This is a genomic window from Roseburia sp. AM23-20, from assembly GCF_003470905.1.
In the GTDB taxonomy this organism is placed as follows: domain Bacteria; phylum Bacillota; class Clostridia; order Lachnospirales; family Lachnospiraceae; genus Roseburia; species Roseburia rectibacter.
Genome location: NZ_QRHS01000004.1, coordinates 88,455 through 107,857 on the forward strand (window position 1 = coordinate 88,455; position 19,403 = coordinate 107,857).

The 19,403-nt window shown below is 41.9% G+C and carries 14 protein-coding genes and 2 pseudogenes; 7 read left to right on the forward strand and 9 right to left on the reverse strand.

The genetic code is table 11. The annotated features are described in order from the left end of the window. Window position 1 precedes the first annotated feature (1 nt). Together DW650_RS05375 and DW650_RS05380 are read right to left on the reverse strand one after the other, a co-directional pair. Entirely contained in the window at window positions 2–421 is a 420-nt protein-coding gene (locus DW650_RS05375) for a serine/threonine protein phosphatase (protein WP_243102859.1), read from the reverse strand. A 202-nt stretch (window positions 422–623) separates the two neighbouring features. After that, a complete protein-coding gene (locus DW650_RS05380) occupies window positions 624–2,717 on the reverse strand; it encodes a methyl-accepting chemotaxis protein (RefSeq protein WP_118209259.1) in 2,094 nt (697 codons plus the stop codon). A gap of 1,079 nt (window positions 2,718–3,796) precedes the next feature. Between DW650_RS05380 and DW650_RS05385 the strand changes: the two genes are divergently transcribed. Together DW650_RS05385 and DW650_RS05390 are read left to right on the forward strand one after the other, a co-directional pair. Then, on the forward strand, window positions 3,797–5,077 hold the full coding sequence (locus tag DW650_RS05385; protein ID WP_199654202.1) for a putative DNA modification/repair radical SAM protein: 1,281 nt from the start codon (window positions 3,797–3,799) through the stop codon (window positions 5,075–5,077). 127 nt (window positions 5,078–5,204) lie between these two features. Next, window positions 5,205–6,062 (forward strand): TIGR03915 family putative DNA repair protein, encoded by an 858-nt coding sequence (locus DW650_RS05390; protein ID WP_118209261.1) that lies wholly within the window; start codon window positions 5,205–5,207, stop codon window positions 6,060–6,062. A gap of 267 nt (window positions 6,063–6,329) precedes the next feature. Here DW650_RS05390 and DW650_RS05395 read toward each other — a convergent pair whose 3' ends face one another. The 5 genes and pseudogenes from DW650_RS05395 to DW650_RS05415 all read right to left on the reverse strand — a co-directional run. Continuing rightward, complete coding sequence (locus DW650_RS05395) at window positions 6,330–7,103, reverse strand: TatD family hydrolase (RefSeq protein ID WP_118209262.1); 774 nt, start codon at window positions 7,101–7,103, stop codon at window positions 6,330–6,332. Between the two features lie 42 nt (window positions 7,104–7,145). Next, window positions 7,146–8,024, reverse strand: coding sequence for a hypothetical protein (locus tag DW650_RS05400; RefSeq protein WP_118209263.1), 879 nt, complete (start codon window positions 8,022–8,024; stop codon window positions 7,146–7,148). Window positions 8,025–8,210: 186 nt separating this feature from the next. Further along, window positions 8,211–9,614, reverse strand: coding sequence for a DUF6056 family protein (locus DW650_RS05405; RefSeq protein ID WP_118209264.1), 1,404 nt, complete (start codon window positions 9,612–9,614; stop codon window positions 8,211–8,213). Between the two features lie 129 nt (window positions 9,615–9,743). After that, the gene (gene metG, locus DW650_RS05410; RefSeq protein WP_118209265.1) at window positions 9,744–11,741 is read right to left on the reverse strand and encodes a methionine--tRNA ligase; all 1,998 of its coding nucleotides are present in this window, start codon (window positions 11,739–11,741) and stop codon (window positions 9,744–9,746) included. Between the two features lie 603 nt (window positions 11,742–12,344). Beyond that, window positions 12,345–12,581 (reverse strand): annotated as a pseudogene (locus DW650_RS05415) (IS4 family transposase); the annotation flags it as partial. 248 nt (window positions 12,582–12,829) lie between these two features. Between DW650_RS05415 and DW650_RS05420 the strand changes: the two are divergent. Further along, window positions 12,830–14,548 (forward strand): methyl-accepting chemotaxis protein, encoded by a 1,719-nt coding sequence (locus tag DW650_RS05420; protein ID WP_117920829.1) that lies wholly within the window; start codon window positions 12,830–12,832, stop codon window positions 14,546–14,548. A 47-nt stretch (window positions 14,549–14,595) separates the two neighbouring features. After that, window positions 14,596–16,287: an EAL domain-containing protein gene (locus DW650_RS05425; RefSeq protein WP_117920830.1), complete on the forward strand. Its 1,692-nt coding sequence runs from the start codon at window positions 14,596–14,598 to the stop codon at window positions 16,285–16,287. 51 nt (window positions 16,288–16,338) lie between these two features. On the opposite strand, the gene DW650_RS05430 is transcribed toward DW650_RS05425, so the two are convergent. Next, the gene (locus tag DW650_RS05430) at window positions 16,339–16,635 is read right to left on the reverse strand and encodes a flavodoxin family protein (protein WP_442969714.1); all 297 of its coding nucleotides are present in this window, start codon (window positions 16,633–16,635) and stop codon (window positions 16,339–16,341) included. Window positions 16,636–16,772: 137 nt separating this feature from the next. On the opposite strand from DW650_RS05430, the pseudogene DW650_RS20750 reads away from it, so the two are divergent. From DW650_RS20750 to DW650_RS05440, 3 genes and pseudogenes are all read left to right on the forward strand, one after another. Beyond that, window positions 16,773–16,964: pseudogene (locus tag DW650_RS20750) on the forward strand (fibronectin type III domain-containing protein); the annotation flags it as partial. Between the two features lie 90 nt (window positions 16,965–17,054). Then, complete coding sequence (locus DW650_RS19980; protein ID WP_243102860.1) at window positions 17,055–17,636, forward strand: GH85 family endohexosaminidase C-terminal domain-containing protein; 582 nt, start codon at window positions 17,055–17,057, stop codon at window positions 17,634–17,636. 294 nt (window positions 17,637–17,930) lie between these two features. Then, window positions 17,931–18,899, forward strand: a complete 969-nt coding sequence (locus tag DW650_RS05440) for a hypothetical protein (RefSeq protein ID WP_118209266.1) — start codon at window positions 17,931–17,933, stop codon at window positions 18,897–18,899. A 143-nt stretch (window positions 18,900–19,042) separates the two neighbouring features. Here the strand turns inward: DW650_RS05440 and DW650_RS05445 are convergent, their stop codons facing one another. Further along, window positions 19,043–19,402 (reverse strand): DUF1667 domain-containing protein, encoded by a 360-nt coding sequence (locus tag DW650_RS05445; protein WP_006857089.1) that lies wholly within the window; start codon window positions 19,400–19,402, stop codon window positions 19,043–19,045. Window position 19,403: the final 1 nt, after the last annotated feature.

A 19,403-nucleotide genomic window follows, 5' to 3' on the forward strand; every position in this document is an offset into this window, starting at 1 on the left:
TTCAATCTTTCCGGTTACTTAACATTTCCTCAAACAGCGTATCTAAAAACTCTGTATACAACCCGTTAAATGTCTCATGAAAAGTCTGTGCCACACTTGCATCTCCCTGACCGGTCATCTGTGCCTCCTCAAAAAGTGCAAATGCCGTTTCATAAAGCTCCGGATTTTTATCATAAAATACTTCCGTCAGTCCATCCTGAAAAGCAAACTGCGCCTCCTGAGAAAGATTATCCTTGAAATCTTCCTTGGAAATACAGCCTTTCTCCTCATAATCAGAAAGATAAATATGTCCCTCTGCAGATTTTACAAAATCGCGAAATACCACTGCCACATCCTCGTATGTAACAGGAACATAATTCTCATTCCAGTATTTGTCAAATGTTTCCCTGTCCGGGAACTGTGAAAAAATATCGTTATCCATGTTATTCTCCATTCCTGCGTGTGAAAATTCTTATTTTTCACACTATTCTCCATTTCTGTGCATAAAATATTGTATACAATAGACTGCGCATTCCAGGGGCAGACCTATTGTCATAAATATGCAAACAGGATGCCATCACGGTCTGTCCGTCTCTGACACCCTGTCTCTCATTATATACAAAAATCATATATAAGGCAAAGATTTATTTTTCATCGTGGAACATTTCAATGACGCTGTTCAAACGGACAATATTCTCACGGTTATTATCCACGAGCTTTTCATTTCCCTGCACAATTCCGGAAACCTCAAGTGTTTTCTGTGCGATATCCGCCACACCGTCAGCCGCCTCGGAAACCGTCGAGCTGACACCCTGCATGGCATCCGCGATTTCAACAATAGATTTTAACAGTGTATTGATCTGTCCGCTGATGGCAGACATGTCATCATCGAACACCGTCGCATCCTTTGTATACTGGTCTGCAACTCCCATAAAATCCTCATAATCTTTAAGCACCGTCTGCTCTAAGAAATCTGTGCTCTCTTTTAAGCATCCTGTCATATTCGCCACAGCCTCATTGACCTCAGCTATGATCTCATTAATACTGCCGACAGTCGTGGATGACTGGGTTGCCAGTTTACCGATCTCTCCTGCAACAACTGCGAATCCCTTTCCTGCCTCTCCGGCTCTTGCCGCCTCGATCGAGGCATTTAATGCCAGCAGATTCGTCTGACTTGAAATTTCAAGGATTGCCTGTGTAAACTGGTTGATCTTTTCTACTGCTTTTGCCTGCTCCATGGCAGCTTCTGTTTTCTGCTGTACATTTTCGTACATCTGAACCGTTTTTTCGCTTGCAGCCTGTGTCTTTAACTTAAGCTGATCTGCACGTGCCTTTACCTCAACAGAAGACTCCCGTCCCTCCTTTGAATACCGCTCAATATCCGTTGCGCGCTCTTTGATGTCACTGACCGTGGTGTTGACCGTCTCCATCGTCGCCGCTGTCTCTTCCATTGCTGCTGCAAGTTCCTGCGTCGTATCTGTGTTGACGCTGCTCATCTCACGCACACGTTTCGTTGTATCAGAAAGCTGTTCTGTCGTATTTTTCAGATCTGTGTATACATGACGGATATTTGCTACCATTTGACGCAGATTCTTGCGCATGTTGTGAAGTGATATCGCCATTCTTCCGGTTTCATCTTTTCTTTTATAAAGGTGCTGGTTTGCCGGATTGCTCGCAAACTCAAATTCAGCCGTCTGTTTTACGATACCGTCGATCTGGGTGATCGGCTTTGTGATTGTAAATCCGAGTACTGTACCGATAATTATGGTAAGTATCATTGCAAAAGCAGCTCCTCCGAATATCTGTTTTGCAAGCTGTCTGGATTTTTCCTGCAGTTCAGTTTTTGGTGCCGTAAGGACAAATTTCATGCCATTTTCCAATGTCTTATAATACATGACCTTATCTTTTCCCTGATAAGTATAGGAAACGGCAGTCTCCTCCGTCTGCTCATTTCCAAGCGCATCCACTACTGACTGCAGTCCGCTGTCTGCATCCGCAAGATTACTTCCAATCTCAAGATCTTTGTGATACATGACCTTACCAGATTCATTGACAAGTAATCCATATCCACTGTCAAATATACTTAAAGAATCAATCGTATTTGTAAATTCACTGAAATCAATATCCATTCCAATGATACCAATAGACTCGCCGTCTACCTCGATCGGAATAACGTATGAGATCATATATACTCCAATGTTAGAATTCAGATATGGTTCCATCCAGGTTTCTTTTCCATTCTGTACCGGAATATAATACCATCCGACATGCTCCACATCACTCGGATCATACATGGAAAAGTCCGTTGGCGTCACACTCTCAAATTCACTGTCACTGTTGTTCCTTGTAAGGAAAAGCCCGCTTGTTGGTTCCGTAAATTCAGGATTATAACGGATATACGCTGTAAGTGCTCCCTTTGTGTTCTGTGCTGACTGCATCAGGATAGGAAGCATCTGCTTTGTATAAGTATCCACATAATCCTTGCTTGTCCGGAAAGATGCTGCATGTTCCAGTTTGGCAACTGCAATGCTGTATACCATCTCCACTGACTGTGAAACATTCTGCATCATGGTATCAAGTTCACTGCTCTGGCTCACACACTTAAGCTGCATCTCCCGCTGTGAGTCTTCATAAGAAGTGCTGACTGAATTAACAATACTGATCGCCCCACAGATAAAAGTTGATACCAGCGAACAAAGTATTACAGTTACAATGATCTTGGTTTTTATTGATTTCATACAAAATTCCCCCTCTGTAAAAATTCCTCCCATTTACTCAATTTTACCATATTCGACTGTATTTTCAATAAAATGCATGCTGTTTCGTTATGTTTTCGTAAATTTTCAATCTTACACTTTTGTTTTCGCATATTTTATCGAACATATTTTCGATTTTTCTGTTGCAAATAAATCTGTCATATGTTATATTAATTTTATCGAACATTAGTTCTTGTTTGTTGATGATATGAGTCGCCCGTCCAAATGGTGTATCGCAGGCTTGTGAGTGGCATCTTGCGCAAGATGCCAGACTTCAGGTTATGAACACCATTGGGGCGGGCGATTCATCTCAAAATCGGGGGCGTAGGTGCGGATTTTTGATATTCGCACGAATGGAAATATGCTTAAAATCCTAAGGTGCTGTATCATTGATATTCAGCCTAATGACTTGTCTGAATTTTCATCTGCTCTGTTGCATTACACTAATCATTTCATAAATTAACAGACTAATAATGCAGATTACTATTCCAAGTATGTATGGTTAAAAGCATAAGTATAACAGATTGCATCGAGATTTTGCGACATTTTTGAAATGAATGTTACCAAAATTTACGCACCCCCAAGGTTGTAAAATGAGTTCCCCGGCAAAGGGTGGTTCACAACCTTGCGGCTGGCAAATCGCATCAAGCCGGGATTCGTTTTGTGACTTTGGGAGAAAATTAGGCAATCTTAGTCTGCCTGTTCGTAACACAGTGTTGTGCTGCCACGGACGGCAGCACAAGTCTTAATGCCCCCGGACGGGGCGTTTAAGACGCACACGTCACTCCGAGAAACACTAAATCAGGCAGACTAATTTCACTCTGATAATAATCAGAGTGAAATCGATTGCCTTATTTTCGGACAACGGAACAAAACAGTCCCGGCTTGATGCAATTTGCCAATCGAAATCCCCCGGAACCACCCTTCGCCGGGGAACTCATATCCCAACAAACCATCATTTGTTTTGCAGTACATGTTTCGTAATATTTGATGCAAATACCGGATCATAACTTACAATCATATTTTTGACAAAGACCTTAAGGATGGAGATGAAGATCAACATGAACATTCAGCAAAATATGTCTCTTATGGAAAAACTTGCCATACTTACCGACGCTGCAAAGTACGATGTAGCCTGCACTTCAAGCGGAGTAGACCGCAGCGGCAATGGCAGCGGTATGGGAAATTCCCTTGCATGCGGAATCTGTCATACTTTTTCTGCAGATGGACGCTGTATTTCTCTGCTCAAAATACTTTTTACCAATGAATGCATTTTCAACTGCACCTACTGTCAGAATAATTGTAACTCTGACGTGAAACGGGCTTCTTTTACCCCCGACGAAGTCTGTGAACTGACAATGGAATTTTACCGGCGTAACTATATTGAGGGACTTTTCTTAAGCTCCGGCATCATGGTCAGCCCAAATTACACGATGGATCTGATCTACCAGACGCTCTACCGGCTGCGCAATGTCTATCATTTTAACGGCTATATCCATGTCAAGGCTATCCCGGGTGCAGATCCTGTGCTTGTAGAAAAAGCAGGATTTCTTGCCGACCGCATGAGTATCAACTTAGAGCTTCCGACTGCTGACAGCTTAAAGAAGTTGGCTCCCTATAAATCCAGAACCACTATTTTGAAACCAATGCGCCAGATTCAGAACCGTATCACGGAAAATAAAGACGAGCTTGCCATTTACCGCAAAGCACCACGTTTTGTTCCAGCCGGACAGAGCACCCAGATGATCATTGGCGCTACTCCGGAACACGATTATGAGATTATGCGTGTTGCCGAAACGCTTTATCAGAAATTTGACTTAAAGAGAGTGTTCTACTCTGCCTTTGTCAATGTCAACCACAATTCAAATCTGCCGGTTTTGCCGGGTGGTCCGCCTCTTTTACGGGAACATCGGCTTTATCAGGCAGACTGGCTGCTGCGCTATTATGATTTTAAAGTAGATGAATTACTAACAGAAGACCGGCCTGATTTTAATATTTATCTGGACCCCAAATGTGACTGGGCGCTCCGCCATTTAGAATGTTTTCCGGTAGAGATCAACCGTGCAGATTATCGTACACTTCTGCGTGTTCCCGGCATCGGTGCAAAGTCTGCCTCGCGCATCGTAAAGGCAAGACGTATGAATAAGCTCGATTTCTCTGATCTGAAAAAGATCGGTGTCGTACTAAAACGTGCACTATACTTTATTACCTGTTCCGGTCACATGATGTACCCTACAAAGTTAGATGAGGACTATATCTGCCGCAGCCTGATCGCAGACCGCACCCAGATTCCACGTGAAATACGTGAAGCTGGATACCAGCAGCTCAGTTTATTCTCCTGATGACGGAACCTACAGCGATTCATAATTTAGCGGCTGGCAAATTAAAACCTGCTATTTCGCTGTAACATCATCTTAATGATCAATAATCTGATGCATTAATGGCTTTCTATAACGAGGATTTTATAATATGTACACATTTATCTGTGAAGATTCCCCCAATGGAATCTTATCCGGCATCTATGATGCATGGGATTTTAAGGTAAAAGAAAACAAAAAATATTCTGCCCGCAGCACATCGGCTGATAGTTCTTCCAGTGCCCCAAAAAGCACCTGCACCCACGATGATATCCACATTCTGTGTCATGAACCGGACAATTATCAACTATTTTGTGAGTATATCCATGTGGTAACTTCCTCTGATAAAGCATCGAAAGTCGCTCGCACCATACAGCGCAGACTTGGCAGTGAATTTTACGATACCATTTTAAATGCGATTCTTTCCATTGTTCCGGAGAAAAAGAATAACTTAGACAAAGCGGACGCCATCTACCATACTCTTGTACTTGGTCTGAATACATCCGCCGGAGCACGCGCCATTTGTGACCTTGCCAATCCTTATGTCCACCGCCTGTTTATTCTGTCCCGTGCCACAGCAAATGAGGCACATCACCTGCTCGGTTTTCTTCGTTTTTCAGAACTGGAAAATGGTGTACTGTTTTCCACGATTCACCCCAAAAATAATGCCCTGCCGATATTGGCAGAGCACTTTACCGATCGTCTCCCGCAGGAGAATTTTATGATATATGACGAGAACCGCCAGCTTGCCGCAGTTCACGCCGCCGGAAAGAATTTTATGTTAGTGGACGCTTCCGGTATAGATCAGGAGCTTTTAAAACATACCTCCGACAGAGAGACCAAATACCAGAAGCTGTGGCAGACCTTTTTCGACCACATCGCCATCCAGGCACGGATCAATCCAGGACTCCAAGCGCAGAATATCCCGAAGCGCTTCTGGAATGATACCCCCGAACTTGGTAAAAAATAAAGCCCTGTTACCATAAACAGAGCCTCTCTTTATAGATGAAAGAGATTATTTGGCAGGCGTCGCGGCTCCTGCATCTCTTTTAACCCATAGGGTGCGTGGTTGCAACGAAATTTACCACCTCAAATAATCTCTCCTATGTAATTTTGATTGTATATCATCTTTTTCCCTTCTTCCTATAACTCTTTTAGGTTTGTGATTACGCTCTTTTACGCAACCAGTTTATGGTGCTATGATAACATAGACTTTTTATCATGTACAGAACATAAATTACATTATACGAAATAACCGTTCTGCATTCGCCCTGGTCACCTGCTCCACTTCTTCCGGTGTGATTCCTTTTAGTTCTGCAATCTTGGCGATCACAAACGGGATATAGGATGAATCATTCCTCTCTCCGCGATGCGGCTCCGGTGCCATATATGGACAGTCGGTTTCTAAAAGGATTCGTTCCAGCGGGATTTCCTGTACGGTTTCCTTTAACTTTTTGGCATTTTTAAAAGTCACAACACCTCCGACACCGATATAATATCCCATTTTTATAAATTCCTGTGCCATCTCCTTCGAATAAGAATAACAGTGGATGACTCCCGGAATTTCCTCCGCATATACAGATTTCATCACTTCCATGGTATCTGCTGCCGCATCCCTCGAATGAATGATTACAGGAAGTGATGCTTCCCTCGCTAACTTCATCTGCTCAGCAAACCAGTATCGCTGCTGTTTTTGTATTTCCGGCTCCTTATCCCAGTAATAATCAAGCCCGATTTCTCCAACTGCAACCACTTTTTCTCTTTTGGTCTGCTCTTTCAGCCATGCAAATGTTTCCTCATTCAGACCACTGATATCACTTGGATGCACTCCGACTGCCGCATAAACAAATTCATACCGCTCTGACAGCGCAAGTGTTGTTTTGGTGGATTCGATCGATGCACCGACATTGATGATCGTTCCAACGCCACGTTCTGGCATGGATGTGATCAATTCCTCTCTGTCCTCTTCAAACCGTTCATCATCATAATGTGCATGTGTCTCAAATATCATAATTGTGTTTCTCCTTTTTTCTTATATGTCAATCATTTTTTCCTACAGGATACACTTTATAATATTAATATTCTCTGTCATTCCCTGCCTTGTGGCAGATGCGCTTCCCGATGGATCACCGGTATAAGAAGCAGACATCCCCTGCGGCAATGCACCGGCAGCATCCGTCAATGTCAGATCTGTCTCTAACTCCGCATCCTGCTGTGCCTGCATCTTGATCTGTGCCTCTGTCATCTGCAGATTTGCAGATTCGGCAGACAGGCTCACGATCACGCCGGAATCAGGAGATATATCAGATGTGTTGTGGTTTTCCATCTGTGCTTTTATATATTTCATATCCGCTTCGCTGATCTTACTCTGCTCCTGACGTCTGTGATTATTGCGCTTCTGCCGTATTTCAACACGCTTTGCCTTTTCCTTTTGTACATTCTGTATTTCTTCAATCGCAATCTTTTCTTTCAACTCACGCTCTTTATTTGCAGCCCGGCGCCTGATCTCACCTTTTTTCTGCATATTATCCGCCCGGTTCTCGCGTTTATATTTATTGTTTTCGATTTCTTCCTGCTTTAAGTGGCGGACTTTTAACTGTGCGCACTCTACCATTCTTTTCGCATGCGCAACTGCTGCAGATATCTCCTTGCTGTCATATTCCCCGGTTGCTGCACACCGCTGCAAAGTGGCAAGTCTGCTCTTTGCCTTTGTCAGCGCATTTGCTGCGCCCTGCGGCTTCTTCGCACGCAAAAGCTGATTCGAAACTTCCCTGTAATTATAATTTACTTTTTTCTTTGTGCTGCTTTTACTCTTTCCACAGACATAATCAATACGCGCACGTGCATCTTTATTCGCATTTTTAATGGTCAATGTTCCAGCCATTGCCATAGCTCCACTGGTGCTCCCAGCACTATTTACCGAAAATCCCATAGCTCATATTCCTCCCTGAAATCATGACAGGAATCCCAGAATACCTCTTTGCAGATAAATCGTGCATTCTGTAAACAAACATTATATGGATCAATTTAAACATGCCCGTCATGAAAATGAAACCGTTCATATATTTTTAACATCGGCAAAACTGTATAAAATGATTACCTTATCCATCTGTTTCTTTTACATAATATGACACATCCAAAGTGTTTCTGCGATATTGACCATGCAAAATATTCCAAGCACAACCATTGAAATCTTCTGAACCAGTACAGGAATTTCTTTTCTGATCTGCCCATACATCTGCCGGATACAAAAAAGACACGTTACCATCAGAATAAAATACAGATAAATATATGGTCTGTCTGCCGATGCATAGATTGTCGGAGAAAATCCCATGACGATGCCGGATGCCAGTCCCACACCAAGCATCACAAGTGTATAAAGATATATTTCCAGCTTCTCTCTCATCAGACAAAACAGTGCATAGGACATCCCCGCCATCGTCACAATCAAAAATAACACCGGAAGCCAGTTCACCGGATCTTTAAAATTCCACCCTGCTGTCTGTTCCGGTATAATAAATATTTTTTCATACCACGGATGCCCGGTGCGGATCAGTGCATATCCAAGAATACAAAATACAGGAACAGATGACAGCAATGTTTTTATCATATTTTTCGTTTTCAGTCCGACCAGTACTGCCAGTATAACCGAGACGATCAGAAAAATACTGTTAACCTGCGCAATAAAAATGCGTTCTATATTTACAACTCCCATATAAATCTTTTCCCAAATGGAAAAATGTGCAAATTCCGGCATACGCCCTTCGACTTCCTGCATGCTGCGGATACTATTTCCCGGACAGCACAAAATCGTAAAAAGTGAAATCAGATCAATGGCAAAATATCCGTAAATCCACAGACTCCCCGCTTTTTTTCTGTGCCAGTTATAAAGTAACGCAAGAAAAATCATAACCAGTAAAATTGCTGCCACCTGTTCCTGACTGCTGCAAAAAATACAACAGATCATCCCTGCTGCGCCCTCATACCAGTGCAGAAACTTATTTTGTGCCAGTTTCTGTAAAATCAGGGCGATATATAAGATTCCAAAAAGCGGCCACAGATAGTTGACCGTCGTTGCGATCCAGCCAGCTGATACCATATCCGAAAATGGGTAAAGCAGCATAAACGCACAGACAAGCCATTTTAATATACTCTTAGATTCTTCCCTGTCTGAATCTTTATCTGACCAGCTTACATTTTCATCAATATATTCCGTGTAATTATTTAATAAGCGGTATAACAATACAGGAATCAGTGTATAAATAATAATATCCAGAATTTTCCACAGCCACGAAACCTGTACCAGTGGTATAAGAACAAATTCGATTGCCATTCTTGAAGACCATGTCGCATAGCGGTGCGCTAAAATTTCCCAGATACTTCTTCCATCCATCAGCGTCTGAAAATAGACAACATCATCACCGGCAGAAATTTTAATGACCAGATGCCAGATAAGTGCCACCATAAACACCAGCACAAATGGCAGGTTTCTTTGAAATATCTCCTGTATTTTTTTTCTCACTCTTTTGTTCCTCCCTGTGTGATACCGAAAAAGAGATAGCGCATACACTATCTCTTTTTCCCTCACAAATCCGGCACAACAGCACAGATTTATCACAACTGTCATGACAGATTTTTATTTTACAATATGTTAGCAGATCTCTGCTCCACTCGGCATTGCTTTTTCCGGTGTCATCAGCGCAAGATTGCCCTCTGCATCCTCTGCGCATAATAACATTCCTTCCGATAAAACTCCGGCAAGTTTTGCTGGTTTTAAGTTTACAAGTACCATGACTTTTTTGCCGACCATCTCTTCCGGTGTGTAATATTTACGGATACCGGAAACAATCTGTTTTACCTGGCTTCCGACCTTTACCTGGGAGCATAATAATTTCTTTGACTTCGGCACTGCTTCACAGGAAATGATCTCTCCGACCTGGAACTGCATTTTCATGAAGTCATCATACTCGATCTCCGGTTTTGCCTCGATATCGATTGCTTCGCCTGCTTCCTCTGTTGTCTCTGGCAATTCACCAAGTGCTCTCTGCTCTGCCTCAAACTCTGCTTTCTGTGCTTCACGGATCGCATCGATCTTTGGCATGATCTCTTTTGCATCCTGACGTGCAAAAAGGATTTCCGGTTTTTCCGTTACTTTATTTCCATTCTCATAAAGTCCGAATTTATCGAGATCATCATATTCACGCATACCTGTGCTAAGCTGCGCTAAGATACGGTCTGCTGTCTCCGGTAAAAAGCTCTTTAACAGACATGCTCCGATGGTGATGGATTCTACCAGATTGTAAAGAACTTCTGCCAGACGGTCTTTTGTTGCCTCGTCCTTTGCAAGTACCCATGGTGCTGTCTCATCGATATATTTATTGCAGCGGCGGAATAAGTTAAATACCTCCGTGATTGCATCTGCAACACGCAGGTTTTTCATTTTCTCTGCAACTTTATCCCTTGTAGATGTTACAACTGCCTTTAAATCTGCATCAACTTCCTCAGCCACACCTGTACTCTTTACTACACCGTCAAAATACTTGTTGCTCATGGAGATCGTACGGTTTACAAGGTTTCCAAGAATATTTGCAAGGTCAGAGTTGTAACGCTCAATGACAAGATCCCAGGTAATGATTCCGTCATTTTCAAACGGCATCTCGTGCAGTACAAAGTAACGTGTCGCATCCACACCGAATAAATCAGCCATATCATCTGCGTAGATCACATTTCCTTTGGATTTACTCATCTTCTCGCCACCCTGTAAAAGCCACGGATGTCCAAATACCTGTTTTGGCAGCGGCAGATCCAGTGCCATCAAAAAGATCGGCCAGTAGATCGTATGGAAACGGATGATATCTTTTCCGATCAGATGTAAGTCTGCAGGCCAGTTTTTGTTGAACAGCTCACTGGAATTGCCATCTGCGTCATATCCGATCTTTGTGATATAGTTTGTCAGCGCGTCTAACCAAACATACACAACATGTTTCGGATCAAAATCAACCGGAATACCCCAGGAAAATGAGGTTCTGGATACACAAAGATCCTGTAATCCCGGAAGCAGGAAGTTGTTCATCATCTCATTTTTTCTGGAAACCGGCTGGATAAATTCCGGATGCTCATTAATGTAATCGATGAGCTTGTCAGCATATTTGCTCATTTTAAAGAAATATGCTTCCTCTTTTGCCGGCTGGACCTCACGTCCGCAGTCCGGGCATTTGCCGTCTACAAGCTGTGACTCTGTCCAGAAAGATTCACACGGTGTACAGTAAAGTCCCTCGTAGGAACCTTTGTAGATGTCACCTTTATCATATAATTTTTTGAAGATCTTTTTTACCTGTTTCTCATGATCTTCATCCGTTGTACGGACAAAATTATCATAAGAAGTGTTCATCAGATCCCAGATACGTTTTACTTCTCCGGCAACGTTGTCTACATATTCCTTCGGAGTGATACCAGCTTTCTCGGCTTTCTCCTGGATCTTCTGACCATGCTCGTCTGTTCCGGTCTGGAAGTAAACATCATAGCCTTCCTGACGGCGAAATCTTGCAATTGCATCTGCAAGTACGATCTCGTAGGTATTTCCAATGTGTGGCTTGCCTGATGTGTAGGCAATCGCTGTTGTCATATAAAATTTTCCTTTGCTGCTCATGTGTATTTCCTTCTTTCTTAAATAATTTGCTTATGGATGCGGATTATAACAAAAAAGTCCCGTCCTCTAAAAAGAAGACGAGACGTTATCCCGTGGTACCACTCCCATTTACCGGCATAAAATGCCAGCCTCATTCTGATATCTCACTGACTGCACCGAAACTCTGTACGAGTGCTTGTCTGCTGTAATATCTCCCGCTGTAACAGGCGGACCTGTCGGGACTTATCTGTCATTTTCTAAAACAGTTCAGTCCTGCCACTCCAAAGCCATCTTCCATCTATGTCCGCCCGTTTCCTCTCAGCCTCATTCCGGTTCGACCTTTCATTTTCTGTGATACAGGTTTTCTTATTAAAGTACCTGACTCACATCACCTTTCCCGGAATTATAGAAACTTCTCTGTAAAGTTCCAACAGATGTACTCTCTTTTTCATGGTGTTTTATTTTTTTACGATTATTTTCAATCTAGCATGGAATGTGTAAAAAGTCAAGCGCCTGACCCTTTTTGTGCGATCACGCAATACCAGTTTACCCGCTCAAATTCCGGCATTGGAAAGTATGCCGGGAAGCATTTTACTTCCATATTACGATATCAAAGTACCTTTAATTGATCCATAAGAACATCTTTGGAGTTTTCTTAACCATGCCGATTACATCATATCCAATCTCTTTTACAGCACGAAGCGTACCTGGAGAGGAAAACCAGCTGTCAAAGAGAACATATTCCGTAGGGATTACCGCCTCTTTAGCAGCTTCCAAAAGCGAAAGCATGGCGGAGGTTCCTTTTTCCATGGACAGTTTCCTGCGTTTGTATCCAATGGTCCTTTTGTCTACATTTGCAGCTTGATTGATTTTGAGCAACTCAATGATATCAAAACCAGACGGTTTCATGCTATATTTGTGCCAGGTATTATTGGATTTTCAAGGTGCATAGGCACTTATTCAAGTGCGGAGTTTGAGTCACTAATATTTAGCAGAAAATAATTTATTTTTTTTATGGATTATTCCAATAAAGTATGCTATCTTTTAATCGTCTATGGACAAATAAATGTTATAAAAGATCAATAATTTACAAAGGAAGGCAAACCATCATGGAAAAGATCAAAAAGCGTATAGTTAACTTAAAGGTTGCAGGAAAATTAAAAGTATATCGAATGACAGTGCTTGTTATGACATTATTTTTAGTGTTGGTGGCGCTGATCTCGACATTAGTGATCCGTTCAAATATAGAGAAGATCACGGAGGTCTGGTCTCCGTCATTGGAATATCTGCAGGATTTAGAGACAATGACTGCGAAATACAGAATCAAACAGTATCAGCATCTGGTAGAATCAGATGCAGCAGTCATGAACTCCTGCGAAGAAGAAATCCAGAAGCTGGAGAGCCAGATTCAGGATACCGATGCGAAGCTGGATGCAATAATGTCTGCAGACAGCGATGCTCAAAAAGGACGGGATGATTATGAAGTGGCAAGCGCTGCATGGGAAAAATATAGGGCTGCTTCCGATGAAATTTTGAAGTTAAGCCGTGAGGGGAAACAGCAGGAGGCAGCGAAGCTGATGACCGGAGAGGTGTATGAAGAATATAAGTCTTTTACTGAGAAATTAACTTCATTGCGTGATGAGTTCCAGGTAGAATTAGATCGGGCAAATACCATGGCCAAGGTATGCACCATAATCATATTTGTTGTGATCGTGGCAGCGGGTCTTGCGATTGCTGTAGTGACGACACTGATCGGAAGCATCATTACCAATTCCATTACAGAGCCGGTAGAACAGATAGAAGCAGCGGTTGCCAGTCTGCGTAAGGGTGAACTGTCTAACGTAGAAATGCTTACCTATGAGTCTGAGGATGAGTTTGGCGATACCATCAGGAATCTGAAAGAAGCCATGGGTATTCTGGCAGATTATGTCAGGGAGATCTCCGCGGAGGTTAAGGCAATCGCGCAGGGTGACCTGACCAGAAATGGTGATGAGATTACAGATTTCCTGGGAGATTTCTCAGAATTGAAGACATCACTGCTGTATATTCTGAAGCGCTTTAACAGTACCCTGACCGAGATCAGCGATCTGGCAGAACAGGTATCATCGAATTCATCCGAGGTGGAAAATGCATCAAAATCCTTGGCGAACGGTGCAACAGAGCAGGCAGGAGTCATCGAGGAATTGAATGCCACCATTGACACTGTCGTGGATCTGGCTGCAGATACAGCGAAAGAAACGCAGAGCGCATCAGCACGTGTAAAAGCTTCTGCAAACAAAGCGAACGAAGAAAAAGAAAAAATGAATGAGCTGCTCACGGAAATGGAGCACATTACAGAAATCTCCAAAGAGATCGGTAATATTATCACCGATATCGAGACTATTGCATCCCAGACCAATCTGTTATCCCTGAATGCTTCCATAGAAGCTGCCAGAGCAGGAGAAGCAGGAAGAGGCTTTGCAGTGGTTGCGGATCAGATCGGCAAGCTGGCAGCAGACAGTGCAAAGTCTGCTGTAAATACGAGAGATCTGATCGATAAGACCTTAGTGGAAATTGAAAAGGGAAATACGATCACAAGAACAACAGCAGACGCATTCAATCAGATCATTGCAGATATGGAGTCCTTTGCAGAGCTTGCACAGAACACCATGGAGAAAGCCAACTCCCAGGCAGAGTCCTTGGAACAGATCGGTCAGGGAATTGAACAGCTGTCCGGTGTGGTACAGGGCAATGCGGCATCATCAGAAGAGAATACTGCGATCAGTATTAATCTGGCAGAGGGAGCAGCCAAGATGCATGACCGCGTGAATATCTTTAAGTTATTCTAGAAAAATGGCAGGGATAGGGTGAAGTTGTCAAAAGGAAGGTACTTGTTGTGATTAATGATATATTTAATGTGTTTGGAGAGCAGACAGCAGAAATCTTATTTGAGATTATTACAGAATGTACGGATGATTATCTGTATATATTTGATCTGCAGAATAATACCTTTGAGATTTCACAGTCAGCTGTGAAACGGTTTAATATGTCGAAAAATCTTCTGACAGATGCTGCAAATGAAGTTATGAAGGTAGTGTATGAGGAAGACCGCAGGATGCTTACAAAGCATCTTGCGAATATATGCGAAGGAAGAGAAAAGGTACATAATCTTCATTACAGGTGGCTTGATAAAGAAGGTATGCCGGTCTGGATCAACTGCCGTGGTATTGTGATCAATGATCCGCAGGGAAAGGCAGAGTATCTGGTCGGATGTCTGAACGAGACCGGCAACAAGAGAAGAGCTGATAATGTCACAGGACTGCTTGGTGGTCCGGAATTCCTTACTTACCTGTGTTCACAAAAGGCACCTATTTCCAAGGGCTTTTTGATGCATGTAGGAATTGATGATTTCGGAGCGATCAATAGCTCCAGGGGAGCGGATTATGGTAATTATATCCTGAAAAGCGTAGCCGGCTGCATGAAGGATTGCCTTTCGGACAAGCAGAGAATTTACCATCTGGTAGCGGATCAGTATGTGATCGTGGATCTGGATGCTTCTTCTGCGGAAGACGCTGTGGCACTGAAAGAAAAGATCACAGATAAACTTTATAATTTTATAGTAGCCGAAAATTATGAAGCTGTATTTTCCGTTTCTATTGGTGTTATAGATGCAGCAACATTTTGTGAGGGGACTGAAGAATGCCGTAAAAAATTTGAATTTGCTCTGAAACAGGCAAAAAGCATGGGTAAAAACGGATTCTATATTTTCGCCCAGGATGACTATGAGGTCTTTTTACGAAAAGGAAGAATCATAGCAGCACTTCGTAATGCTATTGTAAACAATTACGAAGGCTTTGAGGTCAATTATCAGCCGATTGTGGACTGCCAGTCGGAACAGATCATTGGAGCAGAGGCGCTGATGCGTTTTTCCATGATAACGGAAGAAGGACAGAAGCTTGTTTCACCGATGGAATTTATCCCATTGTTGGAAGAGACCGGATTGATTATTCCCGCCGGAAGATATATTTTGAACGAAGCCGCAGCAATGTGCTGTGAAATGCAGAAATATATTCCGGACTTCCGGATGAATGTAAATGTATCCTATGTTCAGATCCTGCAGGGCAATGTAGAGCGGGATATTCTGGATGTGATTCAAAAGTACACTTTAAAGCCGGAATGTTTATGCGTTGAAATGACAGAAAGCGGATTTATGGATATGACACCAGCATTCTGCAAATTCCGTAAGAGCTTGGACACGAACGGGATCCCCTTCGTGATCGATGATTTTGGAACAGGATATTCGAATCTTCATTGTATACGTGATATGAATCCGAGTTATGTGAAAATGGATAGGGATTTTACTGCCAAGGCGATGAACAGTGCCAGGGATTATGAATTATATAAAAATATCATCCCGATGGTACATAGCATTAACGTCAGGATATGCGCAGAAGGCATCGAGGAAAAGGAATGGCTCTTGAAAATGAAAGAAATGAAGGTTGATTATCTGCAGGGATATTATTTGGGCAGACCATGTGGAAAAGAACAGTTTCTACAACAATATGCCAGAGGCATCAACGTTAAGTAAAGAAGGTAAGGCAGACTCAGTTATGTGGGGCTGCCTTATTTTATGGCCTTATCAGAAAGATGAATTCATAACGGCTTCTTTCAGTTTTTCCAGGTCATTGGCATCAGGGTGAGACAATGCACAGTCAAAATTCTGGATCAATACATCCAGATTCTGCGGATGATCGGGAGCCTCCTTCATTTTCAGGTAGCGTTCCCGGACAGACTGCGGCATTCTGCCCTGACACATATACTCACCGACGATAACATTGCCTGCATCAATGAACTGCTTAACCTGACTCAGGATTTTCCGGAAATAGATATCACTGCCACCAAATATGGTTATAAAAATGGAGACCGTCCGGCAAATCTGTTTTTTATGCGCGTGTCTGCGCCTACACTGCTCCTGCCGACTATTTCTATACGGACGATAAAAATCTCTGTGATATTGGAAACTGGTCTGACACCTTAAAAGTTGTTGCACGGATCAGCGATAAAACAGCAAAAATTACAGGAACCAAAGCAACCGCTGCATCCCTGTCCTTTAAATGGGCAGCCGTTTCCGGTGCATCCGGATATAAAGTTGTATATTATCCAAGTGGTCTTTCTGATCTTTCCAAGGAACTTACCACAAGTACAAATTCCTGTACGATCAAAAACTTAAAAGAAGATGGCTCTTATGCAATCTGCGTTTATGCCTTAAACAGCAATTCTGACTTTACAGTTGTTTCTAATACTTACACAGAAACCTATGCCACAACACTTCCAAAGAAAATACGTGATTTTAAAGTGACAACTGCTTATCCCGGAGATGCCAGCTTTGAATGGAAAGGCATTAATGGTGCCAAAGCATTTCAGTTGCAGATAACAAAAGTTTCTGATTCCAAAAAATTTAAAAAACCGATTGTAAACGAAACAAAATTTTACAGTTACCTTGGAACATATACCAATTCAAAAAAAATCAAAGCAGGCACTTTTTATTCAGCAAGAGTCCGTTCCTATGTCACACTTGCAGGCACTAAGCAAAAAGTTTACAGTCCATGGAGTACCGTCATTACTTTTGGCACCTCGCCTAAAAAGATTACTGCAAAACAGTCCGGCTCAGGAATAAAGATCAACTGGTCAAAAGTTTCCGGTGCTTCCGCATATGAAATATACGTTTCCACAAGCTACGATACGAAAACTTTTACAAAAGCAGGCGCCGTTAAAAGTAAAAACACCAGCTACACCCTGAAAAAATTTAAAAAGAAAAAGTTGAAAAAAAATACCATGTATTACATCAGTGTTAAGCCGGTCTGCAAAGTCGGAAAGAAAAATTGTTCCACAACTGTTTATGTATCCAATCCTACATCAGTATTTTATAGCAAATAAAAAGCTGACCATAAAATGATTGATTGTTAAAAATAAAACCGGATGTTTAAAAAATGCAAATCTCTTATAACATTTTTTAAGCATCCGGTTTTATGGTGATTATACACAAACTTTTTTCTAACACTTGCCGTTTCAACTTTCCCATGTTACTCTACATTTATCGCAATTCAAATTTCATTTCTGTGAAATTCATTTTCTGAATATCAGTCTTTTATGTCCCGGCAATTCGCCAGCTATTTCAGAAAAGTATTGTGAAAACCATTTTATTTTTTTATAATCAAAGGAGAATATGATATGGGGAAAAACACACGAAAAATCCATCATACAAAACGGGTTTTTGTACAAAAGAAATACCGGGATGCGTTATTCCGTAAAATTTTCAGTGAGCGTTCTGTCCTGCTTGAATTATATAACGCGCTGAACAACACTGGTTACTCAGACGAAAAGGAACTTACTGTTTACACCATTGATGATGTAATTTATCTTGGCTACAAAAATGATGTATCTTTCATCGTTCGTGGAACACTAAATCTGTATGAGCATCAGAGTACCTTAAATCCAAATATGCCGCTTCGCGGGTTGATTTATTTTGGTAAACAATATGAAAGTTACATCAAACAGCACAACTTAAATATATACGGGAAAAAACAGCTTAAAATACCTTCTCCTCAATTTGTTATTTTCTACAACGGAATAGCTCTTTTGGAAAATGATGCTGATTATACAGAGCTGCATCTTTCAGACGCATTTGAACTGACAAATAATTCAGATGATACAGCAAAACTCCCTTGCCTGGAATGTACCGCAAAAGTCTATAATATTAATTACGGACACAATAAAGAACTGATGCTTCGGTGCAGAACGTTAGAGGAATACTCTATTTTGATCAGCAGAATCTATTCAAAGATTTTGGAAGGAATTTCTTTAGAACAGGCAATTGATTTCACGGTACAGGATTGTATTCATGATAATATTCTCCGTGATTTCCTCATAAAACACAGATCGGAGGTAGTTGGAATGTTACTGGAAGAATTTGATATGGAAGAGTATATCAAAATGGAACGCAGGGACAGCTATGAAGATGGAAAATGCCAATATCGTATACACGTCATTCACACGATGTACCAAAAAAATATTCCTGCTGAAAGCTGCATCAACATGCTGGATGAGGATGCTGATTTTGTAAATCATATCTACCAGTTATGCCAGCTTCACCCTGATTGGAACGACAGCAACCTTTTTGATGCTGTAGAAAGCAATTAGACACATCATATCCTGAGTCAAGTCTCACTTTTTGTATTTTATAATAACATGATGTTGGGGCAGAACAGATCATTTCAGGTATCTGTTTTGCCCCTCCAGTTTAAAAATCAATTCCTATCATGTATTTTTTATTTTTTCGGCACTTACTCCACATTTTTCGTTGCGATCACATCTACACCTGTCCCTGCAACATCTTTCACAAGCACATCCCCGATGTGCACCGGAGCAGCAACCTCAACATTTTTCAATGCTTTGACACAGTCAAATATTTTTCCTTTCGGAATATCTTCTTTTGTCTTTACAGAAACCATTGCTTCGCTTCCGCCGGTGATCCTTACTGTAGAGGTAACGATTCTGGTTGGATTTGTCACTTCCTTCCTCGCATAGATATCACCGCGCTTACAGGTATTCCCTGTAACACTGACAACTTCACCGTTCTCCATTTTTACAGTCAGCGGACAGCCCATCGGACAACCGATACAGATTAAATTTTTCTCTTCCATT